Raw genomic sequence first — 18,769 nt, 5'->3', positions numbered from 1 at the left:
CCCGATGAGCGCCGAGAACGAGCCTACGCTCGCTCGCCGCGTTCGCTCACCGCGGCGTCGATTCACTCATCCGAGGTGTCTCTTTCATGTTTGTCCTTCCGGCTTCCGCTCCGCCGCCAAACTCGCCTCATTCACGCAAGCGCGGCACCCACGCCTTCGCTTCATCTCCACAGGTCCCCCCGCCCCGGGAGACCTGCCGAGGGGGGACACCACACCATGCACGCGAACAGATCCCGCACGCCCGCGGCCGCGCCGAGGAAGTCCGGAAACGAGGGGGTGCCGCGCCGCGCGGGCCGTGCGGCGGGGGCGCTCGCGGCCGCCGCGCTCCTCGCCACCGTGGTGCCGTCCGCGCAGGCCGCGGCCGCCCCCGCGCCCCGGATCGACCTCACCGTCCTGGTCGTCGACGACGGCGGCAGCGCGATCGAGGCCATCACCGCCGAGCTGAAGGGCTCCGGCGTCCCGTACCGCACCCTCGACCTGAACGACCCGGACCGGCCCGTCCTCACCCCGGCCTTCCTCAGCGACACCGTCGACGGCCGGCCCCGCGCCCGGTACCAGGGCGTCGTCCTGCCCCACGAGACCGCCTTCGGCCCCGACTCCGCCGAGCACACCGCCCTCCAGGCGTACGAGCGGACCTTCGGCGTCCCGCAGGTCGACGCGTACACCTGGTCCCACCCCGGCGTCGGCCTCGACTACACCACCGACGGCGGCTGGTCCGGCGTCCTCGACGGCGTCACCGCCGGCGTCACCCCGGCCGGGAAGGCCGGCCCCTTCGGCTACCTCGCCGGCAGCCTGACCTTCGAGGACAACGACCCGGCGGTCTCCGAGAGCTACGGCTACGCGGGCCGCCCCCGGGCCGGCTTCACCAGCCTCGTGGACATCCCCGTCGGCGGCGCGGCGGGCGGCGGCCGGGCCAGCCTGGTCGGCGAGTACGCCGCCGACGGCCGCCGCGAGCTGGTCGTCACCTTCGCCTACAACCAGCACCAGCGGCAGTTCCGCGCCCTCTCCCGCGGCATCGTCGAATGGCTCACCCAGGGCGTCCACCTCGGACGGTCCCGGAACTACCTCTCCGTCCACGTCGACGACGTCCTCGCCCCCGACGCCCGCTGGGACGCCGTCCGCAACTGCACCCCCGGCGACCTCGACTGCGTCGGCGGGGACCCGGAGGCCGAGAACCCCATCCGGATGACCGCCGCCGACGCCACCTACGCCGCCGCCTGGCAGAAGGCCTCCGGCTTCACCCTCGACATGGTCTACAACGGCGGCCAGGGCGAGCAGTGGAAGGCCGAGCACGGCGGCACCGACCCGCTCGCCGCCCGGCTGATCGCCGACCGCGCCCGGTACCGCTGGGTCAACCACACCTACACCCACCCCTACCTCGGCTGCGTCCAGGACAACACCACCGTCCCCTGGCGGTGCGCCACCGACGCCTCCGGCAACACCCTCTGGGTCAGCCGCGCCGAACTCTCCGCGCAGATCCGGAACAACCTCGACTGGGCTGTGGGCAAGGGCATCTCCGTCGACCGCTCCGAACTCGTCACCGGCGAGCACTCCGGCCTGAAGACCCTGCCCCAGCAGCCCGCCGACAACCCCCACCTGGCCGGCGCCCTCGCCGACAACGGCGTGAAGTGGACGGCCAGCGACAACTCCCGCGAGTCCCGCCAGCGGGCCGTCGGCGCCGCCAAGACCGTCCCCCGGCACCCGATGAACGTCTACTACAACGTCGGCACCGCCGCCGAGATGGCCGACGAGTACAACTGGATCTACACCTCCCGCGCCGACGGCGGCAGCGGCGCCTGCGAGGACAACCCCGCCTCCACCTGCCTGCCCGCCCCGCTCGACACGGCCACCGGGTACGCGACGCACATCGTCCCGCAGGAGGCCAGGACCGCCCTCGCCCACGTCGTCGCCAACGACCCCCGGCCGCACTACGTCCACCAGTCGAACCTGGCCGAGGAGCGCCTCCTCTACCCGGTCCTCGACCAGGTCCTCGCCGACTACCGGGCGCTCTTCGCCGGCAACACCCCGATCGTGAACCCCCGCCAGAAGGACGTCGGCACCGAGCTGACCCGCCGCGACGCCTGGGACGCAGCCCTCGCCGCCGGCAAGGTCACCGCCTACCGCATCGGCACCACGGTCACCGTCAAGGCGCCCGCCGGCGTCCAGGTCCCCGTCACCGCCCCCGAGGGCACCCGCAGGCAACTCCTCCTCGGCACCACCGCCTTCGGCACCGCCTACGCCGGCAGCCGCTCCGACTGGACCGCGCCCGAACTGCTCCAGACCGCCGTCACGCTCCAGCTCCCGACCGCCTGACCAGCACGTTCTGGGGGGACACGCACATGCCGAGCAGTGGCCGTCACGTCACCATGCTCACCGAAGGCACCTATCCGCACGTCCACGGCGGCGTCAGCACCTGGTGCGACCAGCTCGTCCGGGGCATGCCCGAGGTCACCTTCGAGATCCTCGCCCTCACCGGCAGCGGCCGCGAACCCGTCACCTGGGAACTGCCGCCCAACATCGCCCGGCACACCGCGTTCCCCCTCTGGGGCCACCCCCGGGGACCGGCCGCGCCCACCCGGGCGCGCCGGCCCCCGAGGGGGCGCGAGCGCCGCCGCTTCCTCGCCGCGTACGAGCACTTCCTGCTGGCCCTCCTCGACCCGGAGGCCGGCCACGACCTCGCCGCCGGCCTCTACGAGCTGGCCGCCCTCGCCCGCGACGGCCGGCTCACCCCGGCCCTGCGCTCCGAGGCGGCCCTGCGCTCCCTCATGTGGATCTGGACCATGCCGCACCTGCCGACGCGTGCGGCCGGGCCCACCGTCCACGACGCCCTCACCGCCACCGACCTGCTCGAACACGCCCTGCGGCCGCTCGGCGCCCGGATAGCCGACGGCAGCGTGGCGCACGCCGTCTCCAGCGGCCTCGCCACCCTGCCCGCGCTCGCCGCGCAGCACTTCGAAGGGGTGCCCTTCCTGCTCACCGAACACGGCATCTACCTCCGCGAGCGCTACCTCGGCTACCGCACCGAGACCCAGCGCTGGCCCGTCAAGGCCCTCATGCTCGGCTTCTACCGCGAGCTCAACTCGCTCGGCTACCGCCAGGCCGACCTCATCACCCCCTGCAACCAGTACAACCGGCGCTGGGAGGAGCGCGGCGGCGCCCCCGCCGACCGCATCCGCACCGTCTACAACGGCGTCGACCCCGCCCTCTTCCCCGAGGCCGGACCCGAGCCGGAGACCCCGACGCTCAGCTGGTGCGGCCGGGTCGACCCGATCAAGGACCTGGAGACCCTGATCCGGGCGTACGCCATCTCCCGCGCCGAACTCCCCGAGCTGAGGCTCCGCCTCTTCGGCCCCGTGCCCGCGGGCAACGAGGACTACCGCACCCTCCTGGAGAAGCTGGCCGCCGAACTCGGCGTCGCCGACGGCGTCTCCTTCGAGGGCCGCGTCTCCGACGTGCCCTCCGCCTACGCCGCCGGCAGCGTGGTGGTGCTCTCCTCCATCAGCGAGGGCTTCCCCTTCTCCCTCATCGAGGCCATGTCCTGCGGCCGGGCCACCGTCTCCACCGACGTCGGAGGGGTGCGGGAGGCGGTCGGCGACGCCGGCGTCGTCGTCCCGCCCCGCGAACCGGCCGTCATGGCCGCCGCCGTCTCCGCCCTGCTGCGCGACGGCGCCCGCCGCGCCGCACTCGGCCGGCAGGCCCGGCAGCGGGTCATCGACGAGTTCACCCTGCACCGCTCGGTCGACGGCTTCCGCCGCATCTACCGCGAACTCGCCGCCCCCCGCGCCCCCCTGCCGGCGCCCGCCCCCGCCCCGCTGCGCGTCAGCATCCCCTCCCCGCGCCGCGGCGCGCCCCGAGTCCCCGAAGGCACCCCGGCATGAGCGGCTCCCTCTGGCTGAAGCCCCCGACCACCACCCCGCCCCTGCCGGCCGTGCCCCGGCCCCCGGAAGCCGAGGCGCCCGCCGGGCCCGGCACCGCCGCCGACCCCCTCGACGAACTCGCCGCCCGGCTCGACGCGTTCGCCGCCGCCGCCGTCCATCCGGACGAGATAGCCGCGCTCCTCGAATCCGACGGCATGACCGACGACCACATCCGCCTCACCTACGGGCGGAACGATTCCTTCGCGCTCGCCGAGGACCTGTACGCGCGCGTGGAGCGGTCCCGCCCCCGCCCCTCCCCGAGGACCGCCGACGGCCCGGCCTGGTCCGAAGGGCTCGGCGGCTGCCTGCTCCGCGGCCTCGTCTTCGCCCTGCCCGGCCTCGCCTACGTCCTGGCGGGCCCGCTGCTCGCCGGGCCCCAGGGGCGGTACGGACTGCCCGCCGGCACCGTGCCGCTGCTCGCCGGGGCCCTCACCGGCTGGGTCTGGAACCAGGCCCTCTCCCACCGCGCCCACACCTGGCTCGGCCTCGGCGACCGGGCCGCCGCCGCCCGCGCCCTGCTCACCGGCGCCCCGGCCGGCGCGCTCGCCGGCACCGCCGTCGCCGTCGCCGCCGCCCGCGACGGCGAACTGCCCGCCGCCGTCTTCGCCGCCGGGCAGTCCCTCTACCTCGCCGCCGCCACCGTCCTCCTCGTCCTCGGCCGCGAACGGGCCCTGCTCGCCACCCTGCTGCCGCTCGCCGGCGCCCTCCCCGCCCTCCGCTGGGACCTGCCCGACCCGCTGCGCGTCGCCCTGCCGGCCCTCTCGCTCACCGCCGCCTGCCTCGTCGCCGCCCGCGCGCTGCGCCCCGGCACCGCGCGCGGCGCCGCCGGGCGGGGCGGGCCGCCGCTCGCCGCCTCCGTCCCGTACGGCCTCTTCGGGCTCGGCAGCGGGGTGCTCGTGCTCCACGCCGGGCTCGGCGACTCCCTGGCCGCCGGCGGCGGCGCGGTCATCGCGCTCACCCTCTCCATGGGGCCCGCCGAGTGGCTGCTGCACCGCTTCCGGGGCGCCGGTCTCGCCCGGCTGCGGACCCTCACCACCGCCCGCGAGTTCCGCCGCGCCGCCACCGGCACCCTCGTCCTCTGCCTCGGCGGCTACCTGACCGTGCTGCTCGCCCTCGCCCTCGCCGCGGCCCTGCTGTGGCCCGCGGCCCCCCGGCCCGCCCCGGACCGGCTGCCGCTCCTCCTCCTCATCGGCGCCGTGCTCTGGCTGGGACTGCTCCTCCAGGCCTTCGGCGCCGTCACCACGGCGGCAGCGGTCTGCCTGCTGGCCGCCGCCGCGCAGACCCTCGAACCGGCGGCGGGCCCGCTCGCCGCCGGGGGAGCGGCGGCCGTGCTGGCCGTCCTCAGCCGTGTTCTGCTGGTACGACCGACCGCCCACCGCCCCTAGGAAGCCCGGCGAATGAATCGTTTCCTCCTGGTGCCCTTCTACGAGCACCCCACCGACCGCCCCGAGGGCTGGGCGGCCCTGGTCGCGGCCGCGCCGATCCTCCACGGCGTCGTCCTCAACCCGGCGAACGGCGCCGGCGAGGCCCCCGACCCGGCCTTCGCCGAGGCCGCCGGCCGGCTGCGCGCCGCCGGGGTGCGGATCCTGGGGTACGCGGACACCGCCTACGGCCGCCGCCCGCACGCCGAGGTCGTCGCCGACCTGCTCCGCCACCGCGACTGGTACGGCGCCGACGGGGCCTTCCTCGACCAGGTGGCGACCGCACCCGACGCCCTGCCGCACTACCGGCGGCTCGCCGTCGCCGCCCGGGCCGCGGGCGCCGCGACCCTCGTCCTCAACCACGGCACCCACCCCGACGAGGGGTACGCCGAACTGGCCGACCTGCTGGTCACCTTCGAGGGCCCCTGGGACACGTACCGCGACCTCGACCTGCCGGCCGCCCCCCACCACTGCCACCTGGTCTACGCGGCCCCGCCCGGCTTCCGCCCCGCCACCGGGATCCACTGCGCGGTCCCGGGGACCGGCGCCCACCCCTGGGGCACCCTGCCGCACGACATCCCGGAGTTCGCCCGATGAGACGCCTCCTCCCCCTCCTCGCGGCCCTGCTCCTCCTCGCCACGGCCTGCACCACGGGATCCGCCCCCGACCCCAAGCCGGACGGCGAGCGCTGGCGCCCGACGGCCGGCCTGGCCTGGCAGTGGCAGCTCAGCGGCCGGCTGGACCCGACCGTCGACGTCCCGGTCTACGACATCGACGGCTTCGACCACCCGGCCGCGACCGTCGCCGACCTGCACCGCCGGGGCCGGAAGGTGATCTGCTACCTCTCCACCGGCGCCTGGGAGGACTTCCGCCCCGACGCCGGCCGCTTCCCGGAGTCCGTCCTCGGCGAGGGCAACGGCTGGGACGGCGAGCGCTGGCTCGACATCCGCCGCACCGACGTCCTCGAACCCCTCATGACCGAGCGGATCGACATGTGCCGGGCCAAGGGCTTCGACGCGGTGGAGCCCGACAACATGGACGGCTACCGCAACCGCACCGGCTTCCCCCTCACCGCCGCCGACCAGCTCCGCTACAACCGCCTGATCGCCCGCCTCGCCCACGAACGGGGACTGGCCGTCGGCCTCAAGAACGACCTCGACCAGATCCCCCAGCTCCTCCCCGACTTCGACTTCGCGGTCAACGAGCAGTGCGCCGAGTACGACGAGTGCCACCGCCTGGCCCCCTTCACCGCCGCCGGCAAACCCGTCTTCCACGCCGAGTACGAACTGACCCCCCGCCAGTTCTGCGCCACCTCCAGGGAGCTGGAGCTCAGCTCCCTCCAGAAGCACTACGACCTCGGCGCCTGGCGCCGGACCTGCTAGGGCCCGTCCGACCGTTCCCGCCGGGTCCGGCCCGCCCGGCCCGCGCGCTCGCCGCACGGCCGAACGGCCCGGCCTGGTCCGGCGCCCATGGTCGGCCGGGCCCTAGGAGACCTCGTAGCAGGTGGTCCGCACCTCGGGGCCGGTGCCCTTCTCCGGCCGCACCCACCACGCCCAGACGCCCGGCCCGCAGACCGCCTGGCCGCGGGCCTGCGTGGCGTCGTCGTCCGCGCCGGGCGCGATCCGGTGCTGGCCGAGGATCCGGGCGTCGTGGGGCCCGGCGCAGGGGACGGTCACCACCTGGCGGCTGCTCCGCTGACCGGTGGCGAAGTCGGCGCAGCCGCCCTTCTCGACCTCCGCGATGTCCCGCACCGTGTCCGCCGCCTTCAGCACCTTGCCGTCGGTGGCCATGGAGGGCGCGGAGGCCCCGTGCCCGGTGAGGGCGAGGTCCACGGTGAGGGTGGTGAAGCCGGAGAGGTCGCCGTCCTCGCGGAACGCGTCCTTCACGGTGATCCTGGCGCGGGTGACGCGCCCCTGGGCGTCCACGTCGACGGTGAGCGGGACGGGCGGGCGCAGCGCCGCGCTCGGACCCGGAAGGACGAGGTGGGCGTGCAGGTCGGCCGGGAAGAGCAGCGGCAGCGCGCTGTCGGACAGTTCGGCCCGGTAGGTGCGGCCGCCGGCCGCTCCCTCCCGGTGCGCGCTCGCCTTTCCGGCCGTCAGCGCCTCCAGGAGGGTGCCGCCGACCGGGGCCTCGCTGCCGCGCAGGAACTCCAGGGGATCGTTGCCGGTGAAGGCGTCGGCGGTGTCCTCGGGAGCGTAGTCGAGCCAGTACGGGGAGGAGGCCGCCCGGTAGCGGGTCCGGTCGCGGGAGATCAGGTAGGTGCCGGACGCGTCGCCGTCCTCCAGCGCGGGGGTGGAGCCGAGGAGCGCGGTGCGCACCTTCCGCGGGGTCCCGGCGGGGAGCACCCAGGCGACCTCGACGCGGCCGCGGTCCCCGGCGAAGTCCAGGCCGCCGGTCATCGTCCGCGCGACGCTGCCCTTCTTCCCCTCGAAGGTCAGCTTCTGGGTGAAGCGCGCGGTCCCCGCCTTCTGCGTCTCGCGCACGGCGAGGAAGACCTGCCGGTCCGTCTTCTGGCCGAAGACCGGGTGGGTGGCGGTCGCCGCGGGTGCCGGCGGGCCGTCGCTCCGCCCGCCCGCCGAACAGGCGGTCAGCGGCAGGGAGATGGCGGCGAGGGCGGCGGCGGAGCGAGCGAGTCTTCTGGGCATGGGGAGATGATCGCCGGAGGCGGCGGGGGGTCGCCCGCCGGGGGGCACGAAGGGGCCGAGGGGCGGTCAGCCCAGCGTCAGCGCCACCAGCGTCGCCGTCGCCGCCGTCTCCTCCACCGCCCCGAAGACGTCGCCGGTGACGCCGCCGAAGCGGCGGACGCAGCGGCGCAGCAGGAGGGCGGCGGCGGCGAGGCCGGCGCCGGCGGCGAGGACGGCGTGGACGGAGTCGTACGGGGAGAGGAGGAGGCCGGTGCCGGCGGCGAGGAGGAGGACGGCGGCCGTGCAGAGGGTCGCGGAGCGGACCGGCACCGTGGCGGCGACGATCGCGCCGAGGCCCTCGGGCCGGGCGGCGGGGACGCCGTGCCGGGAGGCGTGGGTGAGGGCGAGCCGGGCGACCGTGGCGGCCAGCGCGACGGCGACCGCGCCGTGCGCCCAGCCCTCGCCGTAGAGCTCGTAGACGGCCGCGACCTGCGCGAGCAGGACGAGGACGAGGGCGATGACGCCGAACGGCCCGATGTCGGACTGCTTCATGATGCGCAGCGCGTCCTCGGCGGGCTTGGCGCTGCCGAGCCCGTCGGCGGTGTCGGCGAGGCCGTCGAGGTGGAGGCCCCGGGTGAGCACGGCGGGCACGGCGACGGTGACGACGGCGGCGATCAGCGGCCCGGCGCCGAGCGGCAGGAGCACCCCGCCGACCGCGGCGGAGGCGAGGCCGACGACGAGTCCGGCGACCGGCGCCCAGAGCATGCCGGCGCGCGCCGCGTCCCGGTCCCAGCGGGTGATGCGGGCGGGGAACACGGTGAGGGTGCCGAAGGCGAAACGCAGGCCGTCCATCCGGGCAGGGTAATCGCCGGGCCGGGGCGGTAGATTGCGCCTATCGGACAAGTGCCGCATTTCGGAACGGGGTGGCATGGGTCACTGGTTCTCCCGCAACATCCTGGAGCCGGGAAAGCTCCCGATGCTCCTCGCGCTGACCTCCTTCGTCCTGACCTTCCTGGTCACCCGGACGGTCACCCGGCTGATCCGCGCGGGGAAGGGCCCGTTCGGGAACGTCTCCTCGGGCGGGCTCCACATCCATCACGTCGTGCCCGGTGTGGTCCTCACCGTGCTCGGCGGTTTCGGGGCCGTCGCCAGCGGCCGGCACGGCTTCGGCGCGGCGGCCTTCGCCGTCGTCTTCGGGATCGGCGCCGGGCTCGTCCTCGACGAGTTCGCGCTCATCCTCCACCTGGACGACGTGTACTGGTCGGAGGAGGGGCGGCAGAGCGTCGAGGTCGTGGTCCTCACCGCCGCCCTCATGCTGCTGCCCCTCAGCGGTTTCTCGCCGCTCGGCGTCGACGGCGTCACGGAGGAGGAGCGGCAGGACCGGGTGGGCTTCATCCTGACCCTGGTCCTGAACTTCGTCCTCATCCTCGTCACCCTGGTCAAGGGCAAGCTGCGGATGGCGCTCATCGGGGTCTTCGTGCCCTTCGTGGCGCTCGTCGGCGCCCTGCGGCTGGCCCGCCCCGGCTCCTGGTGGTGGCGGCGCCTCTACGGCCGCCGCCACCGCACCCGGGCCCGGGGCACGGTCCGCGCCTACCGGCACGACAAGCGCTGGACGCGGGTGCGGCGGAAGGTTCAGGACCTGATCGGCGGCTTCCAGGAGCGCGTCCCCGGCCGGGGGGCCGGCTCGCCCTGACCCCGCCGCCACCGGGCCCGCACGCCGATCAGCACGAGGACGCCCGCGATGGCCGCCAGGTGCTCCTTGCCCGCGAGGTTCGGCTTGACGACCACCTCGACCACCATCGCCGCCACGACGGCCGCGCCCGTCCAGTACGCCCGCCGCCGCCAGCAGACGTAGACGGCGAGCCCGACCACCGCCGCCGAGGGGCCGGTGTCCACCACCTGCGCGTCGGAGGCCGGGAGCCCGAAGGGGGTGCCGGGGCCCAGGGCGATGCCCACGCGCGCGTACAGGGTCCCGCACAGGGTCGCCAGATAGGCGATCCCCAGCGTCCGCCGCCGCCCGAGGCACAGCTCCGCGATCCCGAAGACCAGCAGGACCTGGGCGAGCGCGCCCCAGACGGGCAGGTCGAGCGCGGGGACGAAGAGCGAGAGGGGGGTGCGCAGCAGGGCCTGCCACAGCGGGTCCTCGGCCCGCACCGCGCCGATCGCCTGTACCGGCCCGTACCCCCAGGCCTGGTTCTGGACGAACTGGAAGAGCGCGGTGAGGCAGACCGCCGTGAGGGTCAGCGGCACCGCCCTCCACCGGCGGGCCGCGAATCCCGCGCGCACGGTGGAGGCCAGCGGCCCCCACTCGCGCCGGGCGAACCGCCGTACGGCGGAGGTCAACGCCCGCCCGCCAAGTGCTTGCGGTGCAGCCACTTCGGCAGCCCGGGCGCCTCCAGGAAGCCCTCGGCCCGCCCGGCGGCGAGGCCGATGCGCGGCAGGTCGGCGCTCTTCTCGAAGAGCATGAAGCGGGGCTCCCAGATCGGTCGGTACTTGGCGTTGGCGCGGTACAGCGACTCGATCTGCCACCAGCGGGAGAAGAAGCTGAGCAGCGAGCGCCACATCCTCAGCACCGGTCCGGCGCCGAGCTTCGAGCCGCGTTCGAAGACGGAGCGGAACATCGCGAAGTTCAGCGAGACCTGAGTGATCCCGATCTCCTTCGCGCGCTGGAGGAGTTCGATCACCATGAACTCCATCAGGCCGTTCTCGGAGTCGCGGTCCCGGCGCATCAGGTCCAGCGAGAGCCCCTTCGGCCCCCACGGCACGAAGGAGAGCAGCGCCCGCAGCTCGCCCGTCCCGTCGGTGCACTCCAGCATCACGCAGCGCCCGTCGCGCGGGTCGCCGAGCCGGCCGAGCGCCATCGAGAAGCCGCGCTCGGTGGCCCCGTCCCGCCAGTCGTCCGCCTTCCGCAGCAGCTCGGCCATCTCCTCGTCCGGAATGGCGTCGTGGCGCCGGATCCGCACCTCGTACCCGGCCCGCTTGACCCGGTTGTACGCCTGCCGGACCGTCCGCATCGCCCGTCCGTCCAGGGTGAAGTCGTCCGTCTCCACGATCGCCTCGTCGCCCAGCTCCAGGGCGTCCAGGCCGTGCCGGGCGTAGACCACCCCGGCCTCCTCGCTCGCGCCCATCACCGCCGGGATCCAGCCGTGCTCGCGGGCCTCGGCCAGCCACGGCTCGATCGCGCCCGGCCAGGCCTCGGGGTCGCCGATCGGATCGCCGGAGGCGAGCGAGACCCCGCCCACCACCCGGTAGGCGACGGCGGCCTTCTCGCTCGGCGACCAGATCACGCTCTTCTCGCGGCGCAGCGCGAAGTAGCCGAGCGAGTCCCGGTCCCCGTGCTTGTCGAGCAGCGTCCGCAGCCGCTCCTCGTCCTCCTCGGTCAGCGGGTCGACCGCCCGGCGGGAGCGGAAGGCGGCGAAGAGCACCGCGAAGAGCAGCAGGGTGGACATCACGTTGATGACCACGTCGACCCAGCCGGGGGTGGTGATGGTGGGGAAGCGGGAGTCGTCGGTGGCCAGCGTGACCAGCCGCATCACGCCGTACCGCCAGCGCTCCAGGAAGGTGGCGTGCCCGGAGGCGGTGTTGGTGGCGGTGACCAGGAGGGCGGCGAGCAGCGAGGTGACGAGCAGGCCGCCGACGGCGACGACCGCGGCGAGCAGCGGGTTGGAGCGGTCGCCCTTCGCGTAGAACTCCTTGCGCCCCAGCAGCAGGGCGGCGAAGAAGGCGGCGGTCAGGACCAGCGAGACCCAGTTCTGGGCGTGCTGCCGGACCTCGGGGAAGAGCATCACCAGCGCGAACAGCAGCAGGAAGAGCCCGCTCAGCACGGTGTTGAGGATCCAGGCGGCCCGCTTGCGGCGGCGCATGGTGACCGCCAGGAAGAGCGTGAAGACGCCGGAGGCGAAGCCCGCCGTCAGCATGTACGGCGTGAAGTAGTTGTCCTCGTTGTGCCGCCGCAGGTCCTGCCCGAAGGAGACCCAGACGGCACTCAGGAGGTTGATGAACGTGACGACGCGGAGGTACCAGACGGCGAACGCGGCACCGCGCCGCGAGCGTTCGGTGCCCCGGGGCGTTCCTTCGGCGGACAAACGGACCTCTCCCATGAAAAGCGATCATATGGGGCATCGCTTCCCGCGCGGCGACGCCGGAGGCGGCCGCCCGCGCGTCGCGGACGGCCGCCTCCGGGCCTCACCGATCGAAAGGCGCTCTCCCCGTCAGACCGCCTCGGCGGAGGCGGCCGCGTCCGCAGGGGTCGGCTCCGGACGCTCGGGCAGCTCGGCGGCGAGTGCCGCCGCGGCCCGGACGAGGGGAAGCGCGAGCAGTGCCCCGGTTCCCTCACCCACCAGGACGCCCTGGTCGAGCAGCGGGTTGAGCGCCATCCGGTCCAGCGCCTTCGTCTGCGCCGGCTCCCCGGACACCTGGCCCGCCAGCCACCAGTCCGGCGCCCGGAAGGCCGCCCGCTGCGCCACCAGCGCACAGGCCGCGCCCACCACGCCGTCCAGGATCACCGGCATCCGCCGCACCGCCGCCTGGAGCAGGAAGCCGGTCGTCGCCGCCAGGTCCGCCCCGCCGACCGCGCCGAGCAGCGCCAGCTGGTCGCCGAGCACCGGCCGGGCCCGCCGCAGCGAGTCCCGGATCGCCGCGCACTTGCGCATCCACGCCAGGTCGTCGATCCCCGCGCCGCCGCGCCCGGTCACCACCGAGGCGTCCGTCCCGCACAGCGCCGCGATCAGCGTCGACGCCGGGGTCGTACCGCCCACGCTCAGGTCGCCGAGCACCACCAGATCGGTGCCCGAGTCGGCCTCCTCGTCGGCGATCGCCATCCCGAGCCGCACCGCCGCCTCGGTCTCCTCTGGCGTCAGCGCGTCCTCGACGTCGATCCGGCCGCTGCCGCGCCGCACCCGGTGCCGGGTCACCGCCTCCGGCAGCAGCTCCGGGTCGCAGTCCAGGCCGGCGTCCACGACCCGTACCGGCACGTCCATCGAGCGGGCCAGCACCGCCAGCGGGCTCGCGCCGTCCAGCAGCTCGCGGACCAGCACGTGCGCGGTGCCGGCCGGGCGGCCCGACACCTCCTGCGCGGCGATGCCGTGGTCGCCGGCGAAGACGACCACCTTGGGGTGCTCGATCGCCCGCACCCGCACCGCCGACTGGGCGGCGGAGAGCCATTCGCCCAGCTCGTCGAGGCGTCCGAGCGCGCCCGCGCGGACCGCGCGCCGCTCCCGGCGTTCCTCGGCGTCACGCCGGATCCCGCCGTCGGGGCGCTCGATCAGGTCGGAGAAGTCGTCGAGATTCAGAGGGTCCATCGGGGGTTCCGCCTTGTGACATCAGCGAGGTTCGGCACACAGGCCCATCGGGATCAGCACCCTACCCGCGCAGCACCAGCGCCTGACCGGCGACCACCAGCACCACCTGCTCGCACTCGTCCCCGAAGGCCGCGTTCAGCCGCCCCAGCTCGTCCCGGAACCGCCGCCCGGCCGCCGTCGCCGGCACCACGCCCGAACCGACCTCGTTGGTCACCGCCACCACCGTGCGGCGGGTCGTCCGCACCGCCGCCACCAGCTCCGCCGTCCGCTCCCGCAGGGCAGCCCGCCCGCTCTCCTCCCACACGGCGTCGTCCCAGGCACCCACCCGGTCCATGGCGTCCGTCAGCCACAGGGACAGACAGTCGACCAGGAGCGCCGGGCCGTCCTCCGCGAGCAGCGGCACCAGATCGGTGGTCTCGGCGGTGCGCCACGAGGCGGGCCGCCGCTCCCGGTGCAGGCCCACCCGCTCCGCCCACTCCGGGTCGCCCTCCCGGGTCCCGCCGGTCGCCACGTACACCACCTCGGGGAAGGTCTCCAGGCGCCGCTCGGCCTCCACCGACTTCCCCGACCGCGCCCCGCCGGTCACCAGCGTCCGCCGGGGCACCCCGGGCGGCTCGTGGTACTCGCCCAGGTACAGCACCGTCCCGTCCGGCACCGCCCGCGCCCCGGCCGCCGCGAGCCGCCGGTCCAGCTCCGCGCCGGCCGGCGCGTCGTGGTCCAGGTGGACGGCGATCACCTCCGTGCCGGGCCCCACCGCGCCGGCCGCCCGCAGCCGGGCCAGCGCGTCCGGCCGGCCCGTCACGTCGGCCGCCACCAGGTCGTACGGCTCCGTGTGGTTCTCCGCCAGCCCGGCCGGCGCCCCGCCGCGCGGCAGGTACAGCAGCCGCTCGCCCTCGGCCGACACCACCTCGTAGCCGGTCCCGGGGGAGTCCATCGGCACCGCCCGCACCCGGTGCCCGCTGATCAGCGTCAGCTCCCGCCCGTCGGGCACCCGCCCCGCCGTCGGCAGCCCGGCGGGCAGTTCCACCGGCGGACCGTCGTGCGGATGCGTCAGGAGCACCTGCCGCACCCCCACCAGCGAACGCCCCGCGCGGGCCGCGGCGAGCGCCGCCCCCGGGGTGAGGTCCAGCAGCAGCGCCCCGTCCACGAGCAGGGCGGTCGCGGCACGCGCGCGCGTGCCGCGGGAGCGCGCGCACACCGCGCAGGGGCAGTCGGGGCGGGGCAGGCCGAGCGGAGAGCCGGTGCCGAGCAGAGTCAGTTCCACGCACTGATCCTCCCGCGCCCCCGCGCGCGGTGCTCGCCCGGCTACGCTGCGGGCAGGAAACCGATCATCCGGTGAGCCCCAGGAGGCGGACATGGCATGGACGTGGCGGTTCGAGAAGTCCGACGGCACGGAGGTCGTGCCGGTGGTGACCCCGGAGGAGTTCGGCACCCAGGGGGACGCCGAGAGCTGGCTCGGCGAACACTGGCGCGACCTCCTCGCCGGCGGCGCGGACCAGGTGACCCTCTCCGAGGACACCGCGAAGATCTACGGCCCGATGCCGCTGGACGCGGGGGAGTGACGCGGTGACCGCCGGACCGCGGGGCCCGGCCCCGCGGTCCGGCGGTCACGAGGGGCGGGACCCGGGGGTCCCGCCCCTCGCGCGTCCGCGGCCCCCCGCCCCGCTCACATCTCGCCGAGCGTGACGTCCGCCTTGCGGGTCGCCTCGCCCCGCACGTACGTCACCGCCACGACGTCCCCGGGGCTGCGGTCGGCCAGGGACTCCGCGAGGGAGGTGATGGTCGTGATGTCGTCGTCGGCGAGCCGGGTGATGACGTCGCCCGCGCGCAGCCCCGCGTCCGCCGCCGCGCCGCCCGGCTCGGCCTCGACCACCGCCACGCCCATCGGCTCGTAGGAGTCGTCGAGGACCGTGCGGCCGGTGATGCCGAGGGCCGCCCGGCCCGAGTCGGTGACCTTGCCGTCCTTGATGATCTGGTCGGCGACCGTCTTCACCATGGACGCCGGGATCGCGAAGCCGATGCCGGGCGCCGAGCCGCCGCCCATCTGGGGGTCGCTGGCCGCCAGCGTGGGGATGCCGATGACCTCGCTGTCCAGGTCGACCAGCGCGCCGCCGCTGTTGCCGGGGTTGATCGCGGCCGAGGTCTGCACCATGTTGCCGATGGTGGCGCCGGTGCCGCCGCCGGTCCGTCCCTCGCTGACCGTGCGGCCGGTGGCGGAGACGATGCCCTGGGTGACGCTGCCGGACAGGCCCAGCGGGGAGCCCATCGCCAGCACGATGTGGCCCATCTGGACCGCCGACGAGTCGCCGAACCGGGCCGGCTTCAGCCCGTCGGGCACCGACTCCAGCCGGATCACCGCGAGGTCCTGCTCCGGGTAGGCGGCGACCAGCCGGGCCGCCACCGGCTGCCCGCCGGTCGCGGCCGTGACCCGGAAGGACGTCTCGTCGCCGACCACGTGCGCGTTGGTGACGATGTGCCCCCGGTCGTCGTAGACGACCCCGGAGCCGAGGCTCTCGGAGGCGTCGATCTGCACCACGGACGGCAGGACGTCCTTGATGACGGCCTGGTAGTCGTCCTGGAGGTCGTTGGCGGCGCGCGGGGCCGCCGCCTGCGAGGTGGTCCGCTCCGGCGCGGCGGGCGCCCCGGAGTCGGCGGAGCAGCCGGCGGTCAGCGCGGTGGCGCAGAACCCCGCGGCGAGGGGGAGGGCGAGGCGTCGGGCACGGGAGCGGGCACGGGTGACATCCATGTCCGGAGTATCCGTTCCGCCCCCTTCGTCCGTCCCGGTGGACGCCTCCGAACAGGCGTACCTCCCGGCGGACGGACGGCTGTGCCCCCCCGCGGAGCGGACGGGCGCGCCCCCGTGGGCCGAGCGGGTGTACTTCCTCCCCGGCCGGGCAGGGGTACGGTCCGGGAGCAGGCGGTACGCGAAGGGGCCGGCGCGCCGCGTCGGCGCCCCGGCCCCCGGCCGTGTCGTGAAGGGGCGTCAGCCCCGCACCCCGCACAGGTGCAGCATCGCCGCGACCCGCCGGTACGGATCGGTCCGGCCCGCCCGCTCCTCGGCGGCGAGCAGCCGCTCCAGCTCCTCGGCGGCGGGCAGTCCCGCCTCCAGGGGCACCCCGTCGGTGAAGACCCGCACCCCGTACCAGGCGTGCAGCGGCGCCGCGATCCCCGCGAGCGTGGCCGTCAGCGCCTCCAGCCGGTCGGCCCGCACCTTCACGCCGTCGTCGTCCTGGTAGACGTCCGTCTCGAAGCCGGCCAGCGCGCCCGCCCAGTCCCCGGCGAGCCCCGGCCGCATGGCGAGGGCGTCCGCGTTCCGTACCACCAGGGAGAGCAGGCCGCCGGGCGCCAGCATCCGGGCCAGGCCCGCCAGCAGGGCGTCCGGCTCGTCGGCGTACATGAGCACCCCGTGGCACAGGACCACGTCGAAGCTGCCCGGCAGGAAGTGGACGCCGGTCTCGCGGCCGTCGCCCTCGATCAGCCGGACCCGCTCGCGGATCCCGGCCGGCTCGGTCGCCAGCGAGTCCCGGGCCGCCTTCAGCAGCTCGGGGTCGGCCTCCAGGCCCGTGACGGTGTGACCGGCCCGGGCCAGCCGCAGCGCCTGCGTACCGGCCCCCATGCCCGCGTCGAGGATCCTCAGCCGCTGGCCCACCGGGTAGCGGCCGGTTATCTGCTCGTCGACCTGGCGGGCGACGATCTCCTGCCGGATGGTGTCCCGGAGCCCGCCGTGGCCGGCGGGCCAGTGGACGACCGCGGGCAGCACCGGACCGCCCGCCCCGGTGGCGGACACGCCGAAGGCGTGCCCGCCGGAGACCGAGCCGTCCGCGCTCAGGGCCGCTCTCCGCGCTTGACCTGCGGCTTCGGAAGCCGCAGACGGCGCATCTGGAGCGTGCGCATCAGGCCGTACGCGATCGCGCCGCGCTTCGGCTCGTTCGGGAAGCGCTCGTTGAGCTGCTTCCGCAGACGGATCCAGATGCCGATCGAGTCGATGACGATCAGGATGATCACACCGAGCCAGAGCAGCAGGGAGATGTTCTGGAGGGAACGGTTCGTGTTGCCGAAGAGCGAGAGCACGAGGATGACCACGGCCATCGGCAGGAAGAACTCGGCGATCGCGAAGCGCGAGTCGACGAAATCGCGCACGAATCGGCGCACCGGTCCCTTGTCACGGGCCGGCAGATAACGCTCGTCACCGCTGTTCAGCGCCTCGCGCTGACGGGTCAGGTCGGCCCGCCGCGCCTCTCGCTGGCGCTTGGCGGCCTCCTTGCGGTCGAGCGGGACGGTCTGCGCACGACGACGCTGGGTCTGGGCCTCACTCCGCTTCGGGGTCGGGCGGCCCTTGGGGGCCTCGGGGTCGCGGGGCTGCTTGGAGAGGTCCGCCGTCACCTTCTCGGTGGGGGCCTTCTCATCCTTCGAACGGCTACGGAACACAAAACCCAAGGGTACGGGGTGGCGGGCATGGAACCCCAGTCCGGGAGGGAACGATCCGCTCACAGCCGGCGTCGTAGCCGGTACGCACACGAGGACGGGCGGCCCCGGGGGTCTCCCGGAGATCCGTCTACTCCTCCCGCCGGAGGAGCGGAGGGCGCCAGTCGTCCTTGGGGAGGAGCGCATCCCGCTCCGAACAGTGCGGTAATAGAAGCAGGGCCCGTACTGTGGATCCTGTCGAAGAGCCGGTGCCACGTCCGTCAGAAGGGGGCGCGCGAAGCCCATGAGCGGTGTCATGAAGCGTATGGGGATGATCTTCCGCGCGAAGGCGAACAAGGCCCTTGACCGGGCCGAGGACCCGCGCGAGACCCTCGATTACTCCTACCAGAAGCAGCTGGAGCTGCTGCAGAAGGTGCGCAGGGGCGTCGCCGACGTCGCCACCTCCCGCAAGCGGCTCGAACTCCAGCTGAACCAGCTGCAGGGCCAGTCCGCCAAGCTGGAGGACCAGGGCCGCAAGGCGCTGGCGCTCGGCCGCGAGGACCTCGCCCGCGAGGCGCTGTCCCGCCGCGCCGCGCTCCAGCAGCAGGTCAGCGACCTGGAGGTGCAGCACCAGACGCTCCAGGGCGAGGAGGAGAAGCTGACCCTCGCCGCGCAGCGGCTCCAGGCCAAGGTCGACGCCTTCCGCACGAAGAAGGAGACCATCAAGGCCACCTACACGGCCGCCCAGGCCCAGACCCGAATCGCCGAGTCCTTCTCCGGCATCTCCGAGGAGATGAGCGACGTCGGCCTCGCCATCCAGCGGGCCGAGGACAAGACCGCCCAGCTCCAGGCCCGGGCCGGCGCCATCGACGAGCTCCTCGCCTCCGGCGCGCTCGACGACCAGTCGGGCCTCGCCAAGGACGACATCCAGGCCGAGCTCGACCGCCTCTCCGGCGGCACGGACGTCGAGCTGGAGCTCCAGCGCATGAAGGCCGAGCTGGCCGGCGGCCCCTCGGCGCAGCAGCAGGCCATCGAGGGCGGCGCCCAGGGCGCCCCGCAGCAGAACCAGCAGCAGTCCCACCCGCGCTTCGACAAGCAGTGAC

General features: G+C 74.9%; 17 protein-coding genes. 8 read left to right on the top strand and 9 right to left on the bottom strand.

Annotation, left to right across the window (positions count from 1 at the left end):
- Nucleotides 1–216: 216 nt before the first annotated feature.
- The 5 genes from ACF1ED_RS12505 to ACF1ED_RS12485 are packed head-to-tail and all read left to right on the top strand — an operon-like array spanning nt 217 to nt 6,720.
- On the top strand, nt 217–2,313 hold the full coding sequence (locus ACF1ED_RS12505) for a hypothetical protein (protein WP_391759402.1): 2,097 nt from the start codon (nt 217–219) through the stop codon (nt 2,311–2,313).
- 26 nt (nt 2,314–2,339) lie between these two features.
- Nucleotides 2,340–3,878, top strand: coding sequence for a GT4 family glycosyltransferase PelF (gene pelF / locus ACF1ED_RS12500; RefSeq protein ID WP_391759400.1), 1,539 nt, complete (start codon nt 2,340–2,342; stop codon nt 3,876–3,878).
- On the top strand, nt 3,875–5,302 hold the full coding sequence (locus tag ACF1ED_RS12495; RefSeq protein ID WP_391759398.1) for a hypothetical protein: 1,428 nt from the start codon (nt 3,875–3,877) through the stop codon (nt 5,300–5,302). Before pelF ends, ACF1ED_RS12495 begins: the two co-directional genes overlap by 4 nt.
- Nucleotides 5,303–5,314: 12 nt before the next feature.
- Nucleotides 5,315–5,935: a spherulation-specific family 4 protein gene (locus ACF1ED_RS12490; RefSeq protein ID WP_391759396.1), complete on the top strand. Its 621-nt coding sequence runs from the start codon at nt 5,315–5,317 to the stop codon at nt 5,933–5,935.
- Nucleotides 5,932–6,720, top strand: a complete 789-nt coding sequence (locus ACF1ED_RS12485) for an endo alpha-1,4 polygalactosaminidase (protein ID WP_391759394.1) — start codon at nt 5,932–5,934, stop codon at nt 6,718–6,720. The genes ACF1ED_RS12490 and ACF1ED_RS12485 overlap by 4 nt, the downstream gene beginning before the upstream one ends.
- A 102-nt stretch (nt 6,721–6,822) precedes the next feature.
- On the opposite strand, the gene ACF1ED_RS12480 is transcribed toward ACF1ED_RS12485, so the two are convergent.
- Together ACF1ED_RS12480 and cobS are read right to left on the bottom strand one after the other, a co-directional pair.
- Nucleotides 6,823–7,983, bottom strand: a complete 1,161-nt coding sequence (locus tag ACF1ED_RS12480) for a hypothetical protein (protein WP_391759392.1) — start codon at nt 7,981–7,983, stop codon at nt 6,823–6,825.
- A 66-nt stretch (nt 7,984–8,049) separates the two neighbouring features.
- Nucleotides 8,050–8,814: an adenosylcobinamide-GDP ribazoletransferase gene (gene cobS / locus ACF1ED_RS12475; protein ID WP_391759390.1), complete on the bottom strand. Its 765-nt coding sequence runs from the start codon at nt 8,812–8,814 to the stop codon at nt 8,050–8,052.
- A 76-nt stretch (nt 8,815–8,890) separates the two neighbouring features.
- Between cobS and ACF1ED_RS12470 the strand changes: the two genes are divergently transcribed.
- Nucleotides 8,891–9,655 carry a hypothetical protein gene (locus ACF1ED_RS12470; protein ID WP_391759388.1) on the top strand — a complete coding sequence of 255 codons (765 nt, stop codon included), beginning with the start codon at nt 8,891–8,893 and terminating at the stop codon, nt 9,653–9,655.
- Here ACF1ED_RS12470 and ACF1ED_RS12465 read toward each other — a convergent pair.
- The 4 genes from ACF1ED_RS12465 to ACF1ED_RS12450 form a co-directional block, all read right to left on the bottom strand.
- Nucleotides 9,595–10,305: a hypothetical protein gene (locus ACF1ED_RS12465; RefSeq protein WP_391759386.1), complete on the bottom strand. Its 711-nt coding sequence runs from the start codon at nt 10,303–10,305 to the stop codon at nt 9,595–9,597. The genes ACF1ED_RS12470 and ACF1ED_RS12465 overlap by 61 nt on opposite strands.
- Nucleotides 10,302–12,062: a phosphatidylglycerol lysyltransferase domain-containing protein gene (locus ACF1ED_RS12460; protein ID WP_391759384.1), complete on the bottom strand. Its 1,761-nt coding sequence runs from the start codon at nt 12,060–12,062 to the stop codon at nt 10,302–10,304. The genes ACF1ED_RS12465 and ACF1ED_RS12460 overlap by 4 nt, the downstream gene beginning before the upstream one ends.
- A 111-nt stretch (nt 12,063–12,173) precedes the next feature.
- Nucleotides 12,174–13,253 carry a nicotinate-nucleotide--dimethylbenzimidazole phosphoribosyltransferase gene (gene cobT, locus ACF1ED_RS12455; RefSeq protein ID WP_391759766.1) on the bottom strand — a complete coding sequence of 360 codons (1,080 nt, stop codon included), beginning with the start codon at nt 13,251–13,253 and terminating at the stop codon, nt 12,174–12,176.
- A 70-nt stretch (nt 13,254–13,323) separates the two neighbouring features.
- On the bottom strand, nt 13,324–14,526 hold the full coding sequence (locus tag ACF1ED_RS12450; RefSeq protein WP_391759382.1) for a bifunctional adenosylcobinamide kinase/adenosylcobinamide-phosphate guanylyltransferase: 1,203 nt from the start codon (nt 14,524–14,526) through the stop codon (nt 13,324–13,326).
- Nucleotides 14,527–14,617: 91 nt separating this feature from the next.
- Between ACF1ED_RS12450 and ACF1ED_RS12445 the strand changes: the two genes are divergently transcribed.
- A complete protein-coding gene (locus ACF1ED_RS12445) occupies nt 14,618–14,824 on the top strand; it encodes a hypothetical protein (protein ID WP_043222929.1) in 207 nt (68 codons plus the stop codon).
- 104 nt (nt 14,825–14,928) lie between these two features.
- Here the strand turns inward: ACF1ED_RS12445 and ACF1ED_RS12440 are convergent, their stop codons facing one another.
- From ACF1ED_RS12440 to ACF1ED_RS12430, 3 genes are all read right to left on the bottom strand, one after another.
- Nucleotides 14,929–16,008: a S1C family serine protease gene (locus tag ACF1ED_RS12440; RefSeq protein WP_391759380.1), complete on the bottom strand. Its 1,080-nt coding sequence runs from the start codon at nt 16,006–16,008 to the stop codon at nt 14,929–14,931.
- Nucleotides 16,009–16,245: 237 nt separating this feature from the next.
- Nucleotides 16,246–17,022 carry a class I SAM-dependent methyltransferase gene (locus ACF1ED_RS12435; RefSeq protein WP_391759764.1) on the bottom strand — a complete coding sequence of 259 codons (777 nt, stop codon included), beginning with the start codon at nt 17,020–17,022 and terminating at the stop codon, nt 16,246–16,248.
- 65 nt (nt 17,023–17,087) lie between these two features.
- Nucleotides 17,088–17,690 (bottom strand): DUF3043 domain-containing protein, encoded by a 603-nt coding sequence (locus ACF1ED_RS12430; RefSeq protein WP_391759378.1) that lies wholly within the window; start codon nt 17,688–17,690, stop codon nt 17,088–17,090.
- A gap of 280 nt (nt 17,691–17,970) precedes the next feature.
- On the opposite strand from ACF1ED_RS12430, the gene ACF1ED_RS12425 reads away from it, so the two are divergent.
- Nucleotides 17,971–18,768, top strand: coding sequence for a PspA/IM30 family protein (locus ACF1ED_RS12425; RefSeq protein ID WP_079021937.1), 798 nt, complete (start codon nt 17,971–17,973; stop codon nt 18,766–18,768).
- Nucleotide 18,769: the final 1 nt, after the last annotated feature.

The organism is Streptomyces sp. NPDC014656 (genome assembly GCF_043084305.1).
GTDB lineage: Bacteria > Actinomycetota > Actinomycetes > Streptomycetales > Streptomycetaceae > Streptomyces.
The sequence above is the reverse complement of the archived record's forward strand: the minus strand, read 5'-3'. Positions and strand labels throughout refer to the sequence as shown.

Coding starts and splice junctions, on each gene's coding strand:
- ACF1ED_RS12425 (WP_079021937.1), top strand. CDS start 17,971: ATGAGCGGTGTCATGAAGCGTATGGGGATGATCTTCCGCGCGAAGGCG.
- ACF1ED_RS12485 (WP_391759394.1), top strand. CDS start 5,932: ATGAGACGCCTCCTCCCCCTCCTCGCGGCCCTGCTCCTCCTCGCCACG.
- ACF1ED_RS12505 (WP_391759402.1), top strand. CDS start 217: ATGCACGCGAACAGATCCCGCACGCCCGCGGCCGCGCCGAGGAAGTCC.
- ACF1ED_RS12470 (WP_391759388.1), top strand. CDS start 8,891: ATGGGTCACTGGTTCTCCCGCAACATCCTGGAGCCGGGAAAGCTCCCG.
- ACF1ED_RS12495 (WP_391759398.1), top strand. CDS start 3,875: ATGAGCGGCTCCCTCTGGCTGAAGCCCCCGACCACCACCCCGCCCCTG.
- pelF (WP_391759400.1), top strand. CDS start 2,340: ATGCCGAGCAGTGGCCGTCACGTCACCATGCTCACCGAAGGCACCTAT.
- cobS (WP_391759390.1), bottom strand. CDS start 8,814: ATGGACGGCCTGCGTTTCGCCTTCGGCACCCTCACCGTGTTCCCCGCC.
- ACF1ED_RS12460 (WP_391759384.1), bottom strand. CDS start 12,062: ATGGGAGAGGTCCGTTTGTCCGCCGAAGGAACGCCCCGGGGCACCGAA.
- ACF1ED_RS12480 (WP_391759392.1), bottom strand. CDS start 7,983: ATGCCCAGAAGACTCGCTCGCTCCGCCGCCGCCCTCGCCGCCATCTCC.
- ACF1ED_RS12440 (WP_391759380.1), bottom strand. CDS start 16,008: ATGGATGTCACCCGTGCCCGCTCCCGTGCCCGACGCCTCGCCCTCCCC.
- ACF1ED_RS12490 (WP_391759396.1), top strand. CDS start 5,315: ATGAATCGTTTCCTCCTGGTGCCCTTCTACGAGCACCCCACCGACCGC.
- ACF1ED_RS12445 (WP_043222929.1), top strand. CDS start 14,618: ATGGCATGGACGTGGCGGTTCGAGAAGTCCGACGGCACGGAGGTCGTG.